This is a genomic window from Chloroflexaceae bacterium, from assembly GCA_025057155.1.
In the GTDB taxonomy this organism is placed as follows: Bacteria; Chloroflexota; Chloroflexia; order Chloroflexales; family Chloroflexaceae; genus JACAEO01.
In genome coordinates this window covers 106,031-124,808 of record JANWYD010000005.1, presented here as the reverse complement: position 1 = coordinate 124,808, position 18,778 = coordinate 106,031, and the positions used below count along the sequence as shown (strand labels likewise).

Annotated in this window: 22 protein-coding genes; 16 read left to right on the top strand and 6 right to left on the bottom strand. The window is 66.9% G+C overall.

What is annotated here, in order from left to right; all coding sequences use genetic code 11:
- Positions 1–109 precede the first annotated feature (109 nt).
- The 14 genes from NZU74_05645 (at position 110) to hypE (ending at position 11,936) form a co-directional block, all read left to right on the top strand.
- A complete protein-coding gene (locus tag NZU74_05645) occupies positions 110–973 on the top strand; it encodes a DUF1641 domain-containing protein (protein ID MCS6880796.1) in 864 nt (287 codons plus the stop codon).
- Between the two features lie 11 nt (positions 974–984).
- Complete coding sequence (gene hypA / locus NZU74_05640) at positions 985–1,353, top strand: hydrogenase maturation nickel metallochaperone HypA (protein MCS6880795.1); 369 nt, start codon at positions 985–987, stop codon at positions 1,351–1,353.
- On the top strand, positions 1,353–2,030 hold the full coding sequence (gene hypB, locus NZU74_05635; protein MCS6880794.1) for a hydrogenase nickel incorporation protein HypB: 678 nt from the start codon (positions 1,353–1,355) through the stop codon (positions 2,028–2,030). The genes hypA and hypB overlap by 1 nt, the downstream gene beginning before the upstream one ends.
- Positions 2,031–2,117: 87 nt before the next feature.
- Positions 2,118–3,089 carry a hydrogenase gene (locus tag NZU74_05630; protein ID MCS6880793.1) on the top strand — a complete coding sequence of 324 codons (972 nt, stop codon included), beginning with the start codon at positions 2,118–2,120 and terminating at the stop codon, positions 3,087–3,089.
- 32 nt (positions 3,090–3,121) lie between these two features.
- Complete coding sequence (locus NZU74_05625) at positions 3,122–4,762, top strand: nickel-dependent hydrogenase large subunit (GenBank protein MCS6880792.1); 1,641 nt, start codon at positions 3,122–3,124, stop codon at positions 4,760–4,762.
- Between the two features lie 8 nt (positions 4,763–4,770).
- Positions 4,771–5,256 (top strand): hydrogenase maturation protease, encoded by a 486-nt coding sequence (locus NZU74_05620; protein MCS6880791.1) that lies wholly within the window; start codon positions 4,771–4,773, stop codon positions 5,254–5,256.
- Positions 5,257–5,278: 22 nt separating this feature from the next.
- On the top strand, positions 5,279–5,566 hold the full coding sequence (locus tag NZU74_05615) for a hydrogenase maturation protease (protein MCS6880790.1): 288 nt from the start codon (positions 5,279–5,281) through the stop codon (positions 5,564–5,566).
- A gap of 179 nt (positions 5,567–5,745) precedes the next feature.
- The gene (locus tag NZU74_05610) at positions 5,746–7,002 is read left to right on the top strand and encodes a hypothetical protein (GenBank protein ID MCS6880789.1); all 1,257 of its coding nucleotides are present in this window, start codon (positions 5,746–5,748) and stop codon (positions 7,000–7,002) included.
- The gene (locus tag NZU74_05605) at positions 6,974–7,321 is read left to right on the top strand and encodes a hypothetical protein (protein ID MCS6880788.1); all 348 of its coding nucleotides are present in this window, start codon (positions 6,974–6,976) and stop codon (positions 7,319–7,321) included. The genes NZU74_05610 and NZU74_05605 overlap by 29 nt, the downstream gene beginning before the upstream one ends.
- 72 nt (positions 7,322–7,393) lie before the next feature.
- Positions 7,394–8,248: a NifU family protein gene (locus NZU74_05600; GenBank protein MCS6880787.1), complete on the top strand. Its 855-nt coding sequence runs from the start codon at positions 7,394–7,396 to the stop codon at positions 8,246–8,248.
- 133 nt (positions 8,249–8,381) lie between these two features.
- A complete protein-coding gene (locus NZU74_05595) occupies positions 8,382–9,509 on the top strand; it encodes an NHL repeat-containing protein (GenBank protein MCS6880786.1) in 1,128 nt (375 codons plus the stop codon).
- The gene (locus NZU74_05590) at positions 9,509–9,775 is read left to right on the top strand and encodes a HypC/HybG/HupF family hydrogenase formation chaperone (protein ID MCS6880785.1); all 267 of its coding nucleotides are present in this window, start codon (positions 9,509–9,511) and stop codon (positions 9,773–9,775) included. Before NZU74_05595 ends, NZU74_05590 begins: the two co-directional genes overlap by 1 nt.
- The gene (gene hypD / locus NZU74_05585) at positions 9,772–10,887 is read left to right on the top strand and encodes a hydrogenase formation protein HypD (GenBank protein MCS6880784.1); all 1,116 of its coding nucleotides are present in this window, start codon (positions 9,772–9,774) and stop codon (positions 10,885–10,887) included. Before NZU74_05590 ends, hypD begins: the two co-directional genes overlap by 4 nt.
- Entirely contained in the window at positions 10,884–11,936 is a 1,053-nt protein-coding gene (gene hypE / locus NZU74_05580; protein ID MCS6880783.1) for a hydrogenase expression/formation protein HypE, read from the top strand. Before hypD ends, hypE begins: the two co-directional genes overlap by 4 nt.
- A gap of 413 nt (positions 11,937–12,349) precedes the next feature.
- Here hypE and NZU74_05575 read toward each other — a convergent pair whose 3' ends face one another.
- From NZU74_05575 to NZU74_05565, 3 genes are all read right to left on the bottom strand, one after another.
- Positions 12,350–13,183, bottom strand: a complete 834-nt coding sequence (locus tag NZU74_05575; GenBank protein ID MCS6880782.1) for an LLM class flavin-dependent oxidoreductase — start codon at positions 13,181–13,183, stop codon at positions 12,350–12,352.
- Between the two features lie 92 nt (positions 13,184–13,275).
- The gene (locus NZU74_05570; protein MCS6880781.1) at positions 13,276–13,449 is read right to left on the bottom strand and encodes a hypothetical protein; all 174 of its coding nucleotides are present in this window, start codon (positions 13,447–13,449) and stop codon (positions 13,276–13,278) included.
- Entirely contained in the window at positions 13,446–13,952 is a 507-nt protein-coding gene (locus NZU74_05565; protein MCS6880780.1) for a hypothetical protein, read from the bottom strand. The genes NZU74_05570 and NZU74_05565 overlap by 4 nt, the downstream gene beginning before the upstream one ends.
- A gap of 378 nt (positions 13,953–14,330) precedes the next feature.
- Between NZU74_05565 and NZU74_05560 the strand changes: the two genes are divergently transcribed.
- Both NZU74_05560 and NZU74_05555 read left to right on the top strand, forming a co-directional pair.
- Positions 14,331–15,326: a GPI inositol-deacylase gene (locus tag NZU74_05560; protein ID MCS6880779.1), complete on the top strand. Its 996-nt coding sequence runs from the start codon at positions 14,331–14,333 to the stop codon at positions 15,324–15,326.
- Positions 15,326–15,604 (top strand): hypothetical protein, encoded by a 279-nt coding sequence (locus tag NZU74_05555; GenBank protein MCS6880778.1) that lies wholly within the window; start codon positions 15,326–15,328, stop codon positions 15,602–15,604. The genes NZU74_05560 and NZU74_05555 overlap by 1 nt, the downstream gene beginning before the upstream one ends.
- 88 nt (positions 15,605–15,692) lie before the next feature.
- Here the strand turns inward: NZU74_05555 and NZU74_05550 are convergent, their stop codons facing one another.
- From NZU74_05550 to NZU74_05540, 3 genes are all read right to left on the bottom strand, one after another.
- Positions 15,693–15,995 (bottom strand): RNA-binding protein, encoded by a 303-nt coding sequence (locus NZU74_05550; protein ID MCS6880777.1) that lies wholly within the window; start codon positions 15,993–15,995, stop codon positions 15,693–15,695.
- Between the two features lie 289 nt (positions 15,996–16,284).
- Positions 16,285–17,202 (bottom strand): radical SAM protein, encoded by a 918-nt coding sequence (locus NZU74_05545; GenBank protein MCS6880776.1) that lies wholly within the window; start codon positions 17,200–17,202, stop codon positions 16,285–16,287.
- Positions 17,203–17,334: 132 nt separating this feature from the next.
- Positions 17,335–18,561 carry a DUF4352 domain-containing protein gene (locus NZU74_05540; protein ID MCS6880775.1) on the bottom strand — a complete coding sequence of 409 codons (1,227 nt, stop codon included), beginning with the start codon at positions 18,559–18,561 and terminating at the stop codon, positions 17,335–17,337.
- Positions 18,562–18,778 lie beyond the last annotated feature (217 nt).

Sequence of the window (18,778 nt, the reverse complement as noted above, 5' to 3'; positions counted from 1 at the left end):
TTGCTGATCGGGTGCGGCGCATCTCGACGCGGTCGGCTTCTGGCTATTCTTGAACAGGCTCCTGGAAGCGCAACGGTTTCCCCATTCGAGACCGGTGAAGAGTGTTCCCATGATGAGCAGCAACGGCGCCACTTCTTCCCGCAGCGCCTCGCTGGAGGCGCTGCTTGATCGTCTGAACGAGCCGCGCACGGTTGAGGCGCTGCACCAGTTGCTCGACCACGCCGAACTGCTGGCCTATTCGGCCAGTGCGCTGGACGGGCTGATCCGCCGGGGTGAGACAATCACCGACAATGTCGCCGCCAGTCTCGATGAGGTGCGGCAGGCCCTGCCAGCAGACGGCGGGATCTACCTGCGCGAACTGGCGGTCCTGGGCAAGGAACTGCCCGCCATTACGGCTACGGCAACCCAACTGGCGCAACTGTCGGCCCAACCGGAGTTTCAGGCCACCCTTGCCGCCCTGCGCAACCCGGCAACGCTCCAGGCCATCAACCAGCTCCTGGGCCAGCTCGAACTGGTCGCCTTCGCGCTTACGGCGGCGAACAGCCTGTTGCAGCGCGGCGAGGAATTGACAGACAATATCCGCTCCAGCCTCGACGATGTGCGCGGCGCGATTCCCAGCGAAAGCAACGAGGTGATCGCCCAGATCCTCTCGCTGGCCGTGCTGCTGCCCTACCTCCCCCGGCTTGTCGCCGTGGCGCCGAAGTTCATCGAGATTATCGAGCGGCTGGCGCCCTTTGTTGCCTCACAAGAGTTTGACGCCTTGCTCAGCTCCGGCGTGTTCCAGCCGGCGACGGTGAAGCTGGTCGGGCAGGCCGGCGACGCCTTTGTGGCCAGCTACGAAGAACAGCGCCGCCACCCGCCGAAGCGGGGCCTGCTGAGCCTGCTGGGCGCGCTGCGCGACCCCGATGTGCAGCGGGCCGCGGCGCTCATCCTGGCCTTCGGGAGGCGTTTCGGGCATTCGCTGGAGCGGTGAAGAGACGCCACATGCACGAACTATCCATTGCTCTGAGTCTCGTGGAAATCGTCGAGGAGGCGGCCCGCCGGGCCGGGGCCGAGCGCGTGGTCGCGGTGCACCTGCGCCTGGGGGCCATGTCCGGCGTGGTGCGGGAGGCTCTGGAGTTCTGCTTCCCGCTCGCGGCTCAGCATACGCTGGTCGAAGGGGCGCGGCTGGAGATCGAGACGGTTCCGCTGGTGCTGGCATGCGACCCCTGCGGTCGCGACGTGCAGCCGGAGGAAGGCAGTTTTCGCTGCCCGTTCTGCGGCGCTCCGAGTATGCACATCCGCCAGGGGCGCGAGCTTGAGGTGACCGGGATCGAGGTTCCCGACCCTGAACCGGCGATGGAGGAACGCTGATGTCAACCGTATCTACGCGTTTGCTGGAGATCCGCACCGGTGTCCTCAGCAAGAACGATCAACTGGCAGCGCGCCTGCGCGAGCGTTTTCAGGAGGCCGGGGTGCTGGCGCTCAACTTCGTCTCCAGTCCCGGCAGCGGCAAGACGGCCCTTCTGGAACGCACCCTCACCGAACTGGTGCGGGCCGGGCGGCGCCCGGCGGCCCTGGTGGGCGACCTGGCGACCGATAACGACGCCCGGCGCCTGGAACGCAGCGGCGCCCTCGTCCGCCAGATACAAACCCGCGATATGTGCCACCTGGAAGCCGAGATGATCAGCGCGCACCTGGAGGCGGCGGGCTGGAACCTGGCGGAACTGGATTATCTCTTCATCGAGAACGTCGGCAACCTGGTGTGCCCCTCTGGCTACGACCTGGGCGAGCAGGTGCGCGTGGTGCTGCTGTCGGTCACCGAGGGCGAGGATAAGCCGGTGAAGTACCCGGTGCTGTTCAACTCCGCCGATGTCGCTATCATCACCAAGCTCGACCTGGCCGAGGCATGCGGGATCGATCTGGCTCTGATGCGCCGCAATATCAAGGAGGTACGGCCCGGAATTACCATCTTTGAAACCTCCGCTCGCACCGGGGCGGGTATGGACGTCTGGATGGCGTGGTTGATGGCGAGGTGTGTGGAGGGGTAGAGGTGTAGAGGTGATTTTTACACAGGTTCATAGCTCCACAACACCTCCACACCTCCACACCTCCGCGTACCTCCAGAGGAGACCGGTATGGCAACCCTGTTATGGCTCCAGGGAGGGGCATGTAGCGGCAACACCATGTCCTTCCTCAACGCTGAGGAACCGAGCGCCTGTGATCTGGTGACGGACTTCGGGATCGAGATTCTCTGGCATCCCTCGCTGGGGATGGAGCTGGGCGAGGCCGCGCAGCAACTCTTCTACGCCTGCGCCCGTGGCGAACGTCCGCTCGATATCTTCGTGTTCGAGGGGACGGTGATCCTGGGGCCGAACGGCTCGGGCCGCTACGATATGTTCGCCGATCGGCCGATGAAGGACTGGGTGTATGAACTGGCCAACCAGGCCAGCATCGTGGTGGCGATCGGCGATTGCGCCTGCTGGGGCGGCATCCCCGCCGTGGCCCCCAATCCCAGCGAGTCGGTCGGCCTGCAGTACCTCCGCAAGGCGAAAGGCGGGTTCCTCGGCGGCGACTGGCGCTCCAAAGCTGGCCTTCCGGTGATCAACATCCCGGGTTGCCCCGCCCACCCTGACTGGGTCACCCAGATCCTGGTAGCTGTGGCCAGCGGGCGCGCCGGCGACGTGGCCCTCGACGAGTTGCAGCGCCCGCAGACCTTCTTTAAGAGCTTTACCCAGACCGGCTGCACCCGCGTGCAATTCTTCGAGTACAAGCAGTCCACTATGGAGTTCGGACAGGGCACCCGCACCGGCTGTCTGTTCTACGAGTTTGGCTGCCGCGGCCCGATGACCCGCTCGCCCTGCAATCGCATCCTCTGGAACCGCCAGTCCTCCAAGACCCGCGCCGGCATGCCCTGCACCGGCTGCACCGAACCGGAGTTTCCCTTCTTCGACCTGGCGCCCGGCACAGTGTTTAAAACCCAGAAGGTCAGCGGCACTATTCCTCGCGACGTACCCACCGGCACCGATCCGATCAGCTACATGGCCCTGGCAGCAGCGGCTCGCGTGGCGGCGCCCAGGTGGTCGAAAGAAGATATGTTTGTGGTGTAGCCCGCGACGCGGGACCAGAGGAGCGATGCGTTATGGCTACCGTGACCGATCTTTCCCCCGCGGGCGCTACGGCCCTCGATCTGCACGTCAGCCCCCTCGGTCGGGTAGAGGGCGACCTCGATGTGCGCGTGTCCGTCCGTGACGGAGTGGTGACCGGGGCGTGGACCGAGGCGGCGATGTTCCGGGGCTTTGAGATCATCCTTAGAGGCAAGGACCCCCAGGCTGGCCTGATCGTGACCCCGCGCATCTGCGGCATCTGCGGCGGCAGCCACCTCTACAAGGCGGCCTACGCTCTCGATACCGCCTGGAAAACCGAACTGCCTCCCAATGCCACCCTGGTGCGCAATATCGCCCAGGCGTGCGAGACGCTGCAAAGCATCCCGCGCTGGTTCTACGCCCTTTTCGCCATTGACCTGGTGAACAAAAACTACGCCCGGGCCGAGGGCTATGAAGAGGCAGTACGCCGTTTCGCGCCCTTCGTCGGTACAAGCTACGAGGTCGGAGTGACTCTCTCGGGCAAGCCAGTGGAGGTCTACGCGATCTACGGCGGCCAGTGGCCGCACTCCAGCTTCATGATCCCCGGCGGGGTCATGTGCGGCCCTACCCTCGCCGATGTGACGCGCTCGATCGCCATCCTGGAGTACTGGAAGGACGAGTGGCTGGAGAAACGCTGGCTGGGCTGTTCGGTGGACCGCTGGCTCGAGAACCGCTCCTGGGCCGATGTGCTGGCCTGGGTGGACGAGAAGGAGAGCCATTACAACTCCGACTGCGGCTTCTTCATTCGCTTCGCCCAGCGGATTGGCCTGGATACGTTTGGCGCGGGCTTTGGCAACTACCTGGCGACCGGCACCTACTTCAACCCCGAGAAGTACGCGCGCCCGACCATCGAGGGCCGTAATGCCGCGCTGATCAACCGCTCGGGGGTCTTTGCCGACGGCGTGTACTACGACTTCGACCAGGCCAATGTGCGCGAGGATGTGACCCACGCCTTCTTCGAGGGCAACCACGCCCTGCACCCCTTTGAGGGCCGCACCGAGCCGCTGGACCCGGCGATCGGGCGCAAGCAGGGCAAGTACACCTGGGCCAAGGCCCCGCGCTACGAGATCCCCGGCGTTGGCGCGAAGCCCCTGGAGGCCGGCCCGCTGGCGCGGCAGGTGATCGCCGGCAAGCCCGGCGCTGAGCCGTGGCAGGACTACGATCCGCTCTTCTACGACGCGGTTACGACCGTTGGCCCCAGTGTGCTGGTGCGGGTGCTGGCGCGCATGCACGAGGCTCCCAAGTATTATAAACTGGCCCGTAAATGGCTCGATGAACTCGACCTGCACGAGAAGTTCTACATCAAGCCTCAGGAACTCCCCGATGGGCGCGGCTTCGGCTCGACGGAAGCGGCGCGGGGCAGTCTCTCCGACTGGATCGTGCTCAAGGATGGGAAGATCGAGAACTACCAGGTGGTCACGCCCACGGCCTGGAACATTGGCCCCCGCGATCGCAAAGAGGTCAACGGGCCGATGGAGCAGGCCTTCGTCGGCACGCCCATCGCCGACCCGAAGGATCCGGTCGAACTGGGGCACGTGGCCCGCAGCTTCGACTCCTGCCTGGTCTGCACCGTCCACGCCTACGACGAGAAGAGCGGCAAGGAACTGGCGCGCTTCCGCATCGGCGAGGGGGCGTAGGCGGCAGTATGGAAACGGTCATTATCGGGTGCGGCAACCTGTTGCGGGGCGACGATGGAGTCGGCCCGATCCTCATTCGCCGGCTCTGGGAGCTTGGCCCGCCGCCGGGCGCGCGGCTGGTGGACGGCGGCACGGCGGGAATGGACGTGGCCTTTCAGATGCGCGGGGCCGCGCGGGTGATCATCGTAGACGCCTCGCGCACCGGCGCGGTGCCGGGCAGTCTCTACCGGGTGCCCGGCGCTGCCCTGGAACAGATCCCTCCGCTCCGGGGCATGAACCTGCACGCCTTTCGCTGGGATCATGCCCTGGCCTTCGCCCGCTGGCTGCTCAAGGAGGAATACCCGCGCGACGTGACGGTCTACCTGATTGAGGGCGCCAGCTTCGACCCGGGGGCGCCGCTCAGCCCGGCCGTCGCCGAGAGCATGGAGGGCCTGGCGCAGCGTCTCCTGGCCGAATGGAGCGCGCCGCTACGCTGGACATCGGAGGTTCGCTGAGTAGCACCAAGGGGCAACATGTATGTCAACCACTCACATCGAATTGACCTCCCTGGGGTACCTGCATTTGCCCGCGGATGTGGCGGAACGATATTTTCCGCACAACACGATGGTGGCCCTGCCGAAGGGCCGTGAACTCTGGCTGTTGCCCACGCGCGGGCCGGGCGCGGGCGGGTTGCTGCTCAAACAGCGCAACGCTCGCGGCGACCGCAGCGTGCTGATCTGGGATCTGCTGCCTTCGGGCACGCCGCCGGGACCGCGACCGGCCTTCTGGGACGAGGGCGGCGGCGCGCTGCGTGTCACGCTGTGAGATGGGCCTCGGGCCTGGGCGGCCTGTTACCGAAGGAATCTGCAACACACCCTCCCCACCTCCTTCGAGGGCGGGGAGGGTGGCGGCTCTCTTCCGGCGGAAATAGGTTGGGGAGAGGGCTGAACGATGCGGGTCGCAACTCAAAATCTACATTCGCATTGGCATGATTTGCAATGCATATGAATGATCTTACTGTTCGCCCCCAACCTCTGGGCATTTTTCCGCTGCCAGCGGGCCATCTGGTGTTGCCGCCCATCGCCGGAGGGGAAGCGGCGCTTGCCGAACTGCTGTGTGGCCGCGTTCCCGACACGCTGCCGGATGCCTGGCGTTTCTTTGCCTGCGCCTGCGCTGGCGACACGCCCGACGCCCTGGCCGCCCTGGAGGGCGATCCCTTGCCTGAAGCGCGCTACAACCGCTTCGTGCTCAGCGGCGACCCGGCGCTGTACGCCGCGCTCCGCGCCGAGGCGCAGGGTGAACTGAGGCTGCTCGTTGAGGTGGCGGCTTACACCCTCGGTCTGGCCGGTCAGCCACCCGACCCCGCCGAGGCCACCGGCGAGGTGCGCGCCTTCGTGCTGATGGCCCGCGCTGCCGCAGCCCTGGAGCGGGACGCGCCCGCCGCAGCTGAGGTCGATCTCGAGGCCGCTATCGCCTGCGCCACCCCTGTTTCGCCCCTGCTGGCAGCGCAGTCGCACCTCACCCTCGCCGAGACGCAGCTCAGGCGCCCCGGGGCCGAGGCGCTGGCGATCCAGCACTACCGCCAGGGGCTGGCCCTGCTGGCCGGCAGCGGTCTGGAGGATGCGCGCGCCCACGCCTGGCTCAATCTGGGAATGCTCTACCAGGAGCGCGCCGGTGACCAGCGCGCCCCGCTCCTCGAAGCAGTCAAATGCTACCAGGAGGCTCTGCGGTTCTTCAAGCGGGCGACCCATCCCGACATGTACGCCCTGGCGCAGAATAACCTGGCCCTGGCTTACCTGGCTATGCCCCTCACGGAGGCCAGCGATCAGTTGCGCATGGCTATCGCCGTGCAGGCCCTGCGCGAGGCCCTCAACACGGTTACGCCCGAGGGCCATCCGTGGTTGTGGAGCAGCGTCCGCCTGAACCTGGCCAATGCGCTGCAATACCTGCCCTCCGCCCGGCCCGAGGAACATCTGGCCGAGGCGATTGCGTTGTACGAGGAGGTGCTGGCCACCCGCGACCCCGATGCTGATCCCCTCGGATACGGGCGCGTGCTGGCCAACCAGGGCAACGCCCTGGCCCATCTGGGCATCTTTACCCACGCACAGCCAAAACTGCAAGAGGCGGCCAGGCTCTTCGCCACTGGCGGCGACCACGAGGCCGCCGCGACTGTTCGCGAGACACTCGGAGAAATCGAACGCCGTATAGCGGCGCAGCAGGAGGCGCACCGCGATGGAGGCGTATCAGCGCCAGCAGTTTGACCTGTTGCTCACCCTCGCGGTCGAGCGCTTCGCCGAGCGTCTGGTGCAACGCAACCAGGGCGCGGCAACCGCCCTTGCGCGCCTGCGCGCCAATCCGCAGGGCGAAGGCGTCTGGCTTGACCAGTTCGTGGAGGCGATCTTTCGCGATTTTCTGCTCGACACACCGGGGGGAGCGTGTTTTGTCCTCCAGGCCCTCGCGCGCCGCCACGTCGCTCCGCCTGAGGCCGGCGCCGTTGAAACGATGCTGCAACAGATGGCTCGCCGCGCTTTCGCCGACCTTCTCGCTACGAAGACCATCGAGACGCTGGAGCGACCCTGAGAGGTTGTTGCGGGCGCGGTTGGCGAGCAGGGAATCTGATTGCCCTACACCTCCTGCTAGAAGGGAGATTCCGTGACGGTCACCCGGCAGCCTGAAACGCTTGAAACCCTTGCCGAACGGGTAGACCGGGCAATGGCCGAGGTGCGCGCGCTCGATGCTGGCGCCCGCGACCGAGCCATTGCCCTCAAACAGGCCATTGAAGCCTTCCACAAGGCTGGCCTGACAACGATCATCCAGCGGCTCAAGGCTGACCCGCGCGGCAAAGAACTGCTCTTTGAACTGGTTGACGATCCCCTGGTCTACGCCCTCTTCGCTATGCACGGGCTGGTGCGGCTCGACCTGGCGACCCGCGTCGCCCGGGTGCTGGAACAGGTCCGGCCCTTTATGCAATCCCACGGCGGCGACGTGGAACTGGTCGAGGTGCGCGAGGCGACGGTCTTCGTGCACCTCCACGGAGCCTGCAACGGCTGCTCGATGTCGGCGGTGACGCTGCGCGAGGGGGTCGAGGAGGCGATTCTCAGCCAGATCCCCGAGATCCGCGAGGTCGAGGTGCTACCGAACGAACCAGGCCCGGCGCTGATCCGCCCTGAGGCGATCAGCGTCAGGGCCGAGACCGGCTGGACCCGCGGCCCCCGTGTGGAGGACGTGCCTCCCGGCACGATGGTCGCCCTGCGCGCTGGACCGGTTGAGGCGCTGATTATCAACCTCGATCACCGCCTCAGCGCCTTCCGCAATGCCTGCGCCCACCAGGGCCTGCCCCTCGATGGCGGGCTGCTCGATCCTGCCGCGGGCACGCTCACCTGCCCCTGGCACGGGTTTTGCTTCGACGCTGGCAGCGGCGAATGCCTCACCGCGCCCCAGGCCCAACTCGAACCTTTTCCGCTGCGTGTTGAGGAGGGCGTGATCTGGGTACGGCTGGCGGAGTGAAGGGCAGGGAGGTGTGGAGGTGTGGAGGTGTGGAGGTGTGGAGGTGTGGAGGTGTGGAGGTGTGGAGATGTAGAGGTGATTATTCCACACCTCCCCGCCTCCCCGCCTCCGCAGCGCTCGCGAAGGTAAAGAAATGGCCAACTGGACACCCTCTCTGCGCCTGGGGGCCGAATCACCGGGGGGGCTGGCGCTGCCCGCGGCCCGGCCCACCCCCGCGCAACTCTACGCGCCCCGCGGGGTCTACCTGGATGATGAGCGGCTGGTAGTGGCCGATACGGGCAACCATCGCGTGTTGATCTGGCGCGGGCTGCCCGACCATAACGGCGCGCCCGCCGACGTGGTGCTGGGCCAGCCGGATTTTACCAGCGAGGGGCCCGCCGCAGGCGGGCGCGGCCCGGCCAATGGCATGCACCTGCCCACCGGGGTGCTGGTGGTCGCCGGGCGGCTCTATGTCGCCGATGCCTGGCACCACCGCGTGCTGGTGTGGGAACGTGTGCCGGAACGCCTGGCCGAGCCACCTGACTACGCCCTCGGCCAGACCGGCCTCAACGCAGTTGAGCCAAACCGCGGCGGCGCGCCCGACGCACTGAGCCTCTACTGGCCCTACGGCCTCGGCTGGAGCGCCGGGTGGTTCTACGTCGCCGACACCGGCAACCGGCGCGTGCTGGGCTGGCGCGGCCTGCCGGAACCCGGTCGCGCGCCCGATCTGATCCTGGGCCAGCCCATGCCCACCGCCCACGACGAGAACCGGGGCGGCCCCCCCGGTCCGGCCAGTTTCCGCTGGCCGCACGCCATCGCTGGCGACGCAACTACGCTCTACGTCGCCGACGCGGGCAACCACCGCGTGCTGGGCTGGTCGCCCCCGCCTGAAGCCGACCGCCCGGCCGATCTGGTGCTCGGCCAGCCCGATTTTGCCAGCAGCAGCGAACTGGCCCACGTGCCCCAGGGCCCCCGCCGCCTGCGCTTTCCCTACGCCCTGGCCCTCGAAGGCCAGCGCCTGGCCGTGGCCGATACCGCCAACAACCGCGTGCTGCTCTGGAACCACGCGCCGCGGAGGGGGGCCTTCGCGCCCGCCGATGTGGTGCTGGGCCAGGCCAACTTCGACGACCACGGAGAAAACCGCTGGCGCGCCGTCGCCTCCGATACCCTCTGCTGGCCCTACGGTCTCTGGTTGCACCATCGGCGCCTGGCAATCGCCGATTCGGGCAATAATCGTGTTATGATCTGGACACTCGATGGCCCCGGGAAAGGAGGTGGGTGATGTGCCTGGGCATCCCCGGCAGGGTGATTGCCATTAGCGACGTTGACGGCGTGCGCATGGGCAAGGTAGACTTCGATGGCATTGTCAAGGATGTCTGCCTGAGCTACCTGCCCGACATCCAGGTCGGCGATTACACCATCGTCCACGTCGGCTTCGCGATTACGCAACTTGATGAGCAATCGGCGAAAGAGACCCTGGCGCTGTTTCATGAACTGGGCATGCTCGAAGAGGAGTTGCGCCAGGACGATGAGGAGGCAACGGCGTGAAGTACCTCGATGAGTTCCGCAATCCCGAGGTGGCCGCCCGGCTACTCGAGGAGATCCGGCGCGTCATCACCCGGCCCTGGGCGATTATGGAGGTCTGTGGCGGCCAGACCCACTCGATCATCCGCAACGGCATTGATCAGTTGCTCCCGCCGGAGATCGAACTGATCCACGGCCCGGGCTGCCCGGTCTGCGTGACGCCGCTGGAGATCATTGATAAAGCCCTGGCGATTGCCGCTCGTCCCGAGGTGACCTTCTGCTCCTTTGGCGATATGCTGCGGGTGCCCGGCAGTAATAGCGACCTGTTTCAGGTGAAGAGCAGTGGCGGTGACGTGCGGATCGTCTACTCGCCGCTCGACGCGGTGCGGCTGGCCCAGCAGCGCCCCGACCGCGAGGTGGTGTTCTTTGGCATCGGCTTCGAGACCACTGCGCCCGCCAACGCCATGGCCGTCGTGCAGGCCGAACGGCTGGGGCTGACCAACTTCTCGATGCTGGTCTCGCACGTGCTGGTGCCGCCGGCGATCAGCGCGATTATGGAGTCGCCCAGGAACCGCGTGCAGGCCTTCCTGGCCGCCGGTCACGTGTGCAGCGTCATGGGCACCTGGCAGTACGGGCCGCTGGTCGAACGCTACGGCGTGCCGATTGTGGTGACGGGCTTCGAGCCGCTGGATATTCTGGAGGGCATTCGCCGGGCGGTGACGCAACTCGAAGCCGGGCGCGCCGAGCTGGAGAACGCCTATCCGCGGGCGGTGCGGCCCGAGGGCAACCAGCCCGCCCAGGCGGTGCTCGAGCAGGTCTTCGAGGTCACCGACCGGACCTGGCGGGGCATCGGTATGATTCCCCAGAGCGGCTGGCGTCTGCGCGAGCGCTACCGGCGCTTCGACGCCGAGGCGCGCTTCGAGGTGGGCCACATCAACACCGCCGAGTCGCCCCTGTGCCGCAGCGGCGAGGTGCTCCAGGGGCTGCTCAAGCCCAACCAGTGCCCCGCCTTTGGCAAGCAGTGCACCCCTCGCACCCCCCTGGGAGCCACGATGGTCTCCAGTGAGGGCGCCTGCGCAGCCTACTACCAGTACGGGCGCTTTATCCCCGCCGGGGACGTGGAGGTCGCGCGATGAGCCTCTCGTTCGAGGACTGGACCTGCCCCCTCCCCCTGCGGGACTACCCGGCCATCGTGATGGGCCATGGCGGCGGCGGCAAGCTCTCGGCGGACCTGGTGCGCCACCTGTTTCTGCCGGCGTTCCGCAACGCCGCCCTGGAACAACTCGGCGACGGCGCGGTAGTTGAGGTCGGCGGCGCGCGCCTGGCTCTCTCCACCGACGCCTTCGTGGTGCGCCCGCTCTTCTTTCCCGGCGGCAATATCGGCGACCTGGCGGTGAACGGCACGATCAACGACCTGGCCATGTGCGGCGCGCGCCCCCTGTACCTGACGGCCAGCTTCATCATCGAGGAGGGCATGCCCCTCGACCAGCTCGGCATCATCGCCGAGACCATGGGCGCGGCGGCGCGGCGGGCCGGTGTCACCCTGGTAACCGGCGACACCAAAGTGGTAGACCGCGGCCATGGCGATGGGGTATTCGTCAGCACGACCGGGTTAGGGGTAATCCCCGACGGAGTGCGGGTCGGGCCGGAACTGGCCCGACCCGGCGACATGGTGTTGATCAGCGGCGAGATTGGCCTCCACGGTGTGGCCATCCTCAGCGTGCGCGAGGGATTGGAGTTCGGCGCGGCGATCGCGTCGGACACCGCGCCACTCCACGACATGGTCGCCGCCCTGCTGGACGCGGGCTGCGCCGTCCACGCGCTGCGCGACCCGACCCGCGGCGGGGTGGCCTCGACCCTCAACGAGATCGCCGCGGCCTCCGGGGTGGGCATTCGCCTGGACGAGCGGGCGCTGCCCGTGCCGGGGCCGGTGCGGGCCGCCTGCGAGATCCTGGGCATGGACCCGCTCTACATCGCCAACGAGGGCAAACTGGTGGCCCTGGTGGCCCGCGAGGATGCCGAGCGCGCCCTGGCGATCCTGCGGGCGCATCCCCTCGGCGCGCGGGCGGCGATCATCGGCGAGGTCACCGCCGAGCACCCGGGGGTGGTGGTGGCGCGCACGGGCATCGGCGGCACGCGAGTGGTGGATATGCAGGTGGGCGAGCAGTTGCCGCGCATCTGCTGAGAGTGTCGCGTGCGAGGGCAAGCCCCTCCCCCACGACGCTTTGCCAGCGGGAAGACAGGGAAATCTGGTTTCTCCATGCCCCTGCCCCTGGGCTTCGCCGCCAAACAGGGGGGTGAAAGAGATGGTTCCGGGAAGGGCTACGCCCTCCCGGAACCCCCTCAGGTGTAGGGTTTTTCGAGCGAGAAGGGGTTTTCGGCATTCCAATGCGCTTACGATCCTCACCCCCCGCCCCCCTCTCCCTGAGCGGGAGAGGGGGGAGCTGGGCGTCCCAATGCCCCGGATGGCGCATGCGACGCGAGGATGCGCCGGAAAACCCTACACCTGAGAACTCCCGAACCCTCGCGGGTGGGGCTTATGCGTGGGCTATAAAACCCGAAGATGTCATCACGATCCCGAACCCTCGCGGGTAGGGCTTATGCGGGACTTCCGGGAGGGTTGCGCCCTGCCGGAGCGAGACGGGCCAGATCATCAAGGGGGATGGGCACGGGGGCCAGGGCGATCACGCGGGTGAAGCCGAGGGCGGCCCAGGCAGCGCAGGCGCCCTCGGGGTCGGCGGCCAGAACGGCCCAATCAACGTGCAGCGAGAGGTCGAAGTCGGCGCGGTCGCGGCCCCGCTCGGCCAGGGCGGCGTCGAGGGCGGCCAGCACCGCCGGGAAGCTCTCGCGGAAGCGCCACTGGAGGTTCAACCCGTCGGCGTAGCGCCCGGCAAGACGCGCCAGGGCCTCGCCGCGCCCGCCCACGATGAGGCGGGGCGGGGGATGCAACCCCGGCGATACGATCGCCTCCCGCAGGCGTACAAGTTCCCCCTCAAACGTAACCGGCTCGCCGCTCCACAGCAGCGGCAGCACCTGCAAGGTCTCCTCCAATCGCCGGGTGCGTGTGGCGCGGTCGCCCTGGTCGATGCCGAAGGCTTCCTGCTCGGCGGCATAGCCCCCGGCGCCGAGGCCCACCTCCAGGCGCCCGCTGGCAATCTCGTAGAGCGTGGCCGCCACCTTCGCCAGCCGCCCGGGGTGGCGATTGGCGACATTCGCCACCAGCGGCCCCAGGCGGATGCGCGAGGTAGCCTCGGCCAGGGCGGCAAGGGTCGTCCAGCACTCCAGCACCGGCTCGCGGGGATCGTTCCACGAGACGTAGTGATCCCACAGCCAGAGCGAATCATAGCCGTGGTCTTCAATAGCCAGCGCGGCGCGCCGCACCTCGGCGTAGGTCGTGCCGAAGGCGGGCAGGCAGATGCCGATGGGGAGCATAGGGATGTTCCCTGGCGTGTTTCAGGCTGGCGATCACCAGCACGTCTTATTCTTCTCGCGCTTGCCCCCGCTGAAAGCGGGCATGCGCTGTGTCAGATCGAGGATGACCTCTTGAATGGCGGACAGACCAGGCGCAACATCGTGATGCTGCGGCCAGGCGGGTCAATGATCCGGTACTCCGGAATGCCCATCCACTGACCCTGGGACGGGCCGGGAACGTGGCTGGCCTGCCCTGCCACTCCGGCGGGATCAGGAGTGGCGTTCATCGTCTCGCCTCCTCGTCGCGCGCGCCGATCACCAGTGCCCCGGCGCGCAGCGTGACGGCGTAGCGCCCCGGCGCCAGCCCGTCGAGGGGCGTGCCGGGAAGCGTCAGACAGCCCGGCAACCCGACCCTGGCCTCGACGCGCAGACCGCTGGCGGCCTGCGTCGGCACGATCCAGATCTCTGCCCCCGCAGGCTGCACCATGACGCGCTCCGGGCTGCCCAGATCGAACCAGGCCTGCTTGCCAAGCAACAGGCGGATGCGCCGCGCTCCGGTCAGCGGATCGGGTTCGTGGCGGACGCGCACGTACATCCCGGCGGGGCGCCGGCACTGCGGCGCCGGCTGGCCCTCAGGGCCGCGCGCCTCTACCCGCTCGGCCATGCGCGTCTGCTGCTCGGCCAGGGCGCGCAGGTCGGCGGCGATCTGGCGGCGCCGCTCCGGGGTGGGGCGCGGCCCCAGGGCCTCGATCACCGCCCGGCGCAGGATGTCGTAGCTATCGTTGTTCATGGCAATCCTTTGACTGTGAACGTGGGAAAAACGGGTTGCCCCTCGCTCCTGCCGGCCAGGCTGGCATGCGCCCGCCTACCGGTTGGGGGCAGCCAGGTTGCCGCTCTCCCAGGCCCATAGGTGATTGCAACCGGCACGCCGCAGATCTTCATTATACCCTGACAGGAGCCGGGCGAGACGGGCAGCGCCCATTCGTTCTCATTCAGCTTTACCGCGCAGCACGCCGAGGAGGGCAGAGGATTGGACCAGGCCCAATCTCCGCGCCCTCTGCAGTGAACACGTGTTCAGCACACGTGAACGCTATCCCTCCCATTGTGCTGCGCCGGCACGCATGGTAGAATGGTCGCGTTTGCCCCCCTCGTCACAAGGAGGCCCCTGTTGCAAGATAAGCCAGCGGCGTCGGATTGCGCCACACCGTGGACGACGTGGGCGCGTAGCATCATCAATGGCGCCGTGGGCGATTATCTCCAGGCCCGGCAAAATGGCCTCGAGATTGAGATGGCGCTGTACGTCAGGAACCGGCCCCTCCCCCTGACCCGCGCGGCGCTCCTCGAGGCGCATCCCCGTCCTACCCCGAGGCTGTGCGTGTTCCTCCACGGCCTGGGCTGCAACGAGGGCAGCTGGGCCTACCGCGACCTGTCTAACTCCGGACGCTGGACCTCCTACGGCGCGGAACTGGCGGCGGATCTGGGGTTTACCCCGCTGTTTGCGCGCTACAATACGGGGCTAGCGCTCGCCCGCAATGGGCAGAGCCTGGCCGATTTGCTGAACGCCCTGCTGGCGGCCTACCCCCTCCCGGTAAGGGATCTGGTCCTCATCGGCCACAGCATGGGCGGGCTGGTCATCAGGCATGCCTGCCACATTGGCGCCCAGCGCCACGACCCGTGGGTTCCATTAGTGCGGCAGGCATTTTACCTGGGCAGCCCTCACGATGGCGCGCCTCTGGCGCTGCTAAGCGACATCGCCGCCCGCGTGCTTCATAGCGTGCCCAACCCAATTACCAGACTCATCGGTGACATCTTCGACCTGCGCAGTCAGGGGATCAAGGATCTGCGCTCGCCGCCATTTATCGAAGAGGCCGGCCAGCGCGCCGCCCCGCGCCAGACCGTGCCGTGGCTGACCAGCGCGCAACACTATCTGGTCGTCGCCACCCTGACCGAGGACCCGAAGCACCTCGTCGCCATTCTGCTCGGCGACGGGCTGGTCCTCGTGCCGTCCATTCGCGAGACGCCCCCCGACGGCACAGCGCCGTATCCGATGCCCCGCGACCATGTGGCCTGTTTTTCGCCGATGGACCACTTGCAACTGACCCGCGATCCGGCGGTGTACGCGCGAATCCGCGCCTGGTGCGAGGAATATGAAAGGAGCGTCTGATGGAGGCGGAAACGCTGCGGCAACTGCGTGGCGGGGTCGAGCTTGCCGCCGACGCAGTGGACGCCGCGACGGGCGCAATCGCCGAGGCGCACAAGGCGATCGCGCGCCAGGTGTACGCTCCCTTTGGCTACCTCGGCCCGCTGGGCGCGCCGGCTCGCATCGTCGAGCAGATCCAGATGACTATCACCATCCAGGTCTACCGCTCGATCCAGCTAACCAGCCGCCTCGTGGCCCGTGGCGCCGTAACGCTGTTGGAATGCCAGACAAAGGGAGATTGATCGGCCCCATAGTCTTGCGGCGGGTATGAAGGCAGAAAAAGAGGGGGCGGGAGGGCTTCGCCCTCCCACCCCCTTTTCATACGCTGGATCAGTAGCGCTCGCGCCGCCCCCCGAAACCGCCGCGGTCGCCGCCGCGCCGGGGCGCGGGTTTGTCTTCGGCCAGGTTGACCCGCAGATTGCGGCCCTCAACCGCGCAGCCGTCGGTCGCCCGGATCAGCGCGCCGACATCGTCGGTTTCCATCTCAACGAACCCAAAGCCCCGCGAGCGACCAGTGTCGCGATCGCTGATAACCCGCGCGCTGTAAACCGCGCCGTGACCGGTGAAGATCCGGGTCAACTCGGCGTCGCCCACACTCCAGGGCAGATTCCCAACAAACAGTTTGACTTGCATCGAACTCTCTCCTCCGCGCATTGCTGGCAAAGACAGCATGGCTATTTCCACAAAAACCGCGTCGACATCTCGAACTGCCGGTGGCCAGGCGTCTGCCTGCCACACTCGCTCCGGCGACCCCAACAACATAATGCTTCGAGCGACGAAGGCTTCTGTGGAACCAGGGGATAGCGGGGAGGATGCCGGTCTCACAGGGGATGATGTTGGTCAACTTTTTTATTCTACCACTGTTCGTCTGAACTGTCAATGGCAGATTCGAGCACGGCAGGACTTGAGCAACGTCTGTGCCCTAGGCCATGCTATCCAGGGGAATGCCCCGATGCAGCCCTAGCTCGCGCGCCCAGGCGACCACAGTGGCGTATTCCTGCGCCGTGACGCCCCGGCGCAGTTCGGGGTAGTCGAAGGCGCGATAGGCCGGGTAGTACTGGTCCATTATGTTGATCCAGGCATCACGGGACAACTCCTCCGCTACGAAGCGCAGCACCTCCCGTGAGCCGGCCAGATCTCCCGGAAGCACCAGGTGGCGAATGAGCAAGCCGCGCGTGGCCAACCCGCCCTCAATGCGCAGGTCGCCGACCTGGCGCTGCATCTCGCGCAGGGCCGCCCGCGCCACGTCCCAGTAATGCGGAATGCCGGAGTAGCGCTGGGCCAGCGCCGAGTCGCTGTACTTGAGGTCGGGCATGTAGATATCCACCACGCCGTCGAGGAGTCGCAGCGCCGCGACCGAGTCGTAGCCGGAGGTGTTGTAGACGATTGGCAGGCGCAGACCACGGGGCACGGCCAGCGCCAGCGCCTCCAGGATCTGGGCGATGACGTGAGAGGGGGTGACCAGGTTGAGGTTGTGGCAGCCTCTGCGCTGCACCTCGAGAAAAATCTCCGCCAGTTCCTCGGCGCTGACGGCGCGCCCGCGGGCGATCTGGCTGATGTCGTAGTTCTGGCAGTAGACGCAGCGCATGTTGCAGCCGCTGAAGAAGACCGTGCCTGAGCCGCGCCAGCCGCGCAGCACGTTCTCTTCACCCATGTGCGGCCCGTATGAGGCAACCAGCGCCTCCCGCCCCACTCGGCAGATTCCCGCCTCGTCATCAAGCCGGTCGGCGCGGCAGACCTGCGGGCAGAGCACGCAGGCCGCCAGGCGTTCGCGCGCCGCCGCGGCCCGTTCGTGCAGCAGGCCCCGCGCGTAGAGATTGAGATACGCCGGATCGCTCATGGCTTTTATTATAACCACACAGGCGCCGGAGGCGTGAGGAATAATGAGGGCTGATGCGGGGCAAATCCCGGATTTCACGTTGTTCGTTGGTTCTGGCGGCGTAGCCGCCAGAACCAACGAACAGCGACCATGCTAATTCAGCGGCACGCTGACCGCCCGGCCTCCGCCAAATGGCTCATAGACCAGTGCCAGCCCGGTGGCATTAGCAGGCGCCTCGAAGCCGACAACGCCCGTTTTTGTGGCGCCGGCGGGCACTTCGCCATCTATCACTTCATTGGCCAGAGCCGTGGCAATCGTGCTCATTTCGTACTTCGTCCCTGCTGCGTCGCGCACCGACATGCTGAGCAGGCTAGAGACGACCTGCGGCGAGGCGCCGCGGTTGGTGAAGCTCACCCGCACCAGCAGGAAGATGTTGCCCGCATTGGGCTTGAAGAACTCGTTGCCAGCCGAGCGTTCCACCGCGATGACGGACATCACCAGGTCAGGAGCCACTTCGACCGCCTGGCCGATTGGCGTGGTCGCGCCGCCGCCGCCCGTGGTCCCGCCGCTGCTCCCGCCGGCCGGCGGCGCGGGTACGCCGCCACTGCTGCTCCCTCCGCCAGCCGGCGGCGCGGGAGCGGCGCTTCCGCCGGCAATTGCACTGTCCAGCGCCACGCTCGGATCAATGCGGTAGCTGTTGATAATCGGGTTGGTGTACGGGTTCGACGCCTCGAACAGCGCCATGGGCCGCAGGGTCGTTAGAAATGACAGCTTATCGCCCCGCTGCTCGACAAAGGTGTTGCCAAGCAGTTCGACGGTAGATCCCTGGGGTGTGACCGCCCAGACCAGCCGGATGCTGCCGTCGGACATGGTCTGAGGATCCTCGAAAACGAGAGTGGGGTTATTCTCGAAGGTGCTGGTGCTCCGCACATATTCCTGCCCCAGTTCAACGAGCCGTTCATTGCTCAGGGCCTGGCCGACTTCGGCGATAGTGACGACGACGCTGAAGTTGCCGTCGGGCGAGTCCCAGACGTTCTGCACGCGGTCGGAGAACGGGATATCGGTGAATTTCCAACTTCCGGGAACATCTATCGAGAAGAGGCCCGAGGGATGGCGGAAGGTCTGCATTGAGCCAAAGACGCTGGCAAGGTCGCCGCCGGCAGCCGGCTCAGAGGTAGGCTTAAGCACGATGGACGTGGGCGTGGGCTGGTCAACCGGCGCCGCGGTGGGCGGGGCCGCGGTAGCTGCGGGCGCGCTGGTTGGCGCCTCGGCGGCGGGCGTGGCGGTCGGGATGGGCGCCTGGCCGGCGCCGCCGCCACAGGCGGTCAACAGCGCGACCAGCACCAGCCAGATGGGAAGACGGTGAGCGAAACGATGCAAGGCGATCCTCCTTCACGTTGCTTGCTGAGGGCGACAGGCGCAATCTGGCTACACGCGCCGTTCGAGTGTAGCACGGCGCTGTATCCAGGGGATAAAACGAGGAGATCTCTGTGAATCTGTAAGGGCTACGGCCGGATCAGGCGCAGATCTGAGACGCAGCAGGGCTTATGGACTGGCGGTAGAGCAGCACCGCAACGAAAAGCGTGCAGAAAGCTGC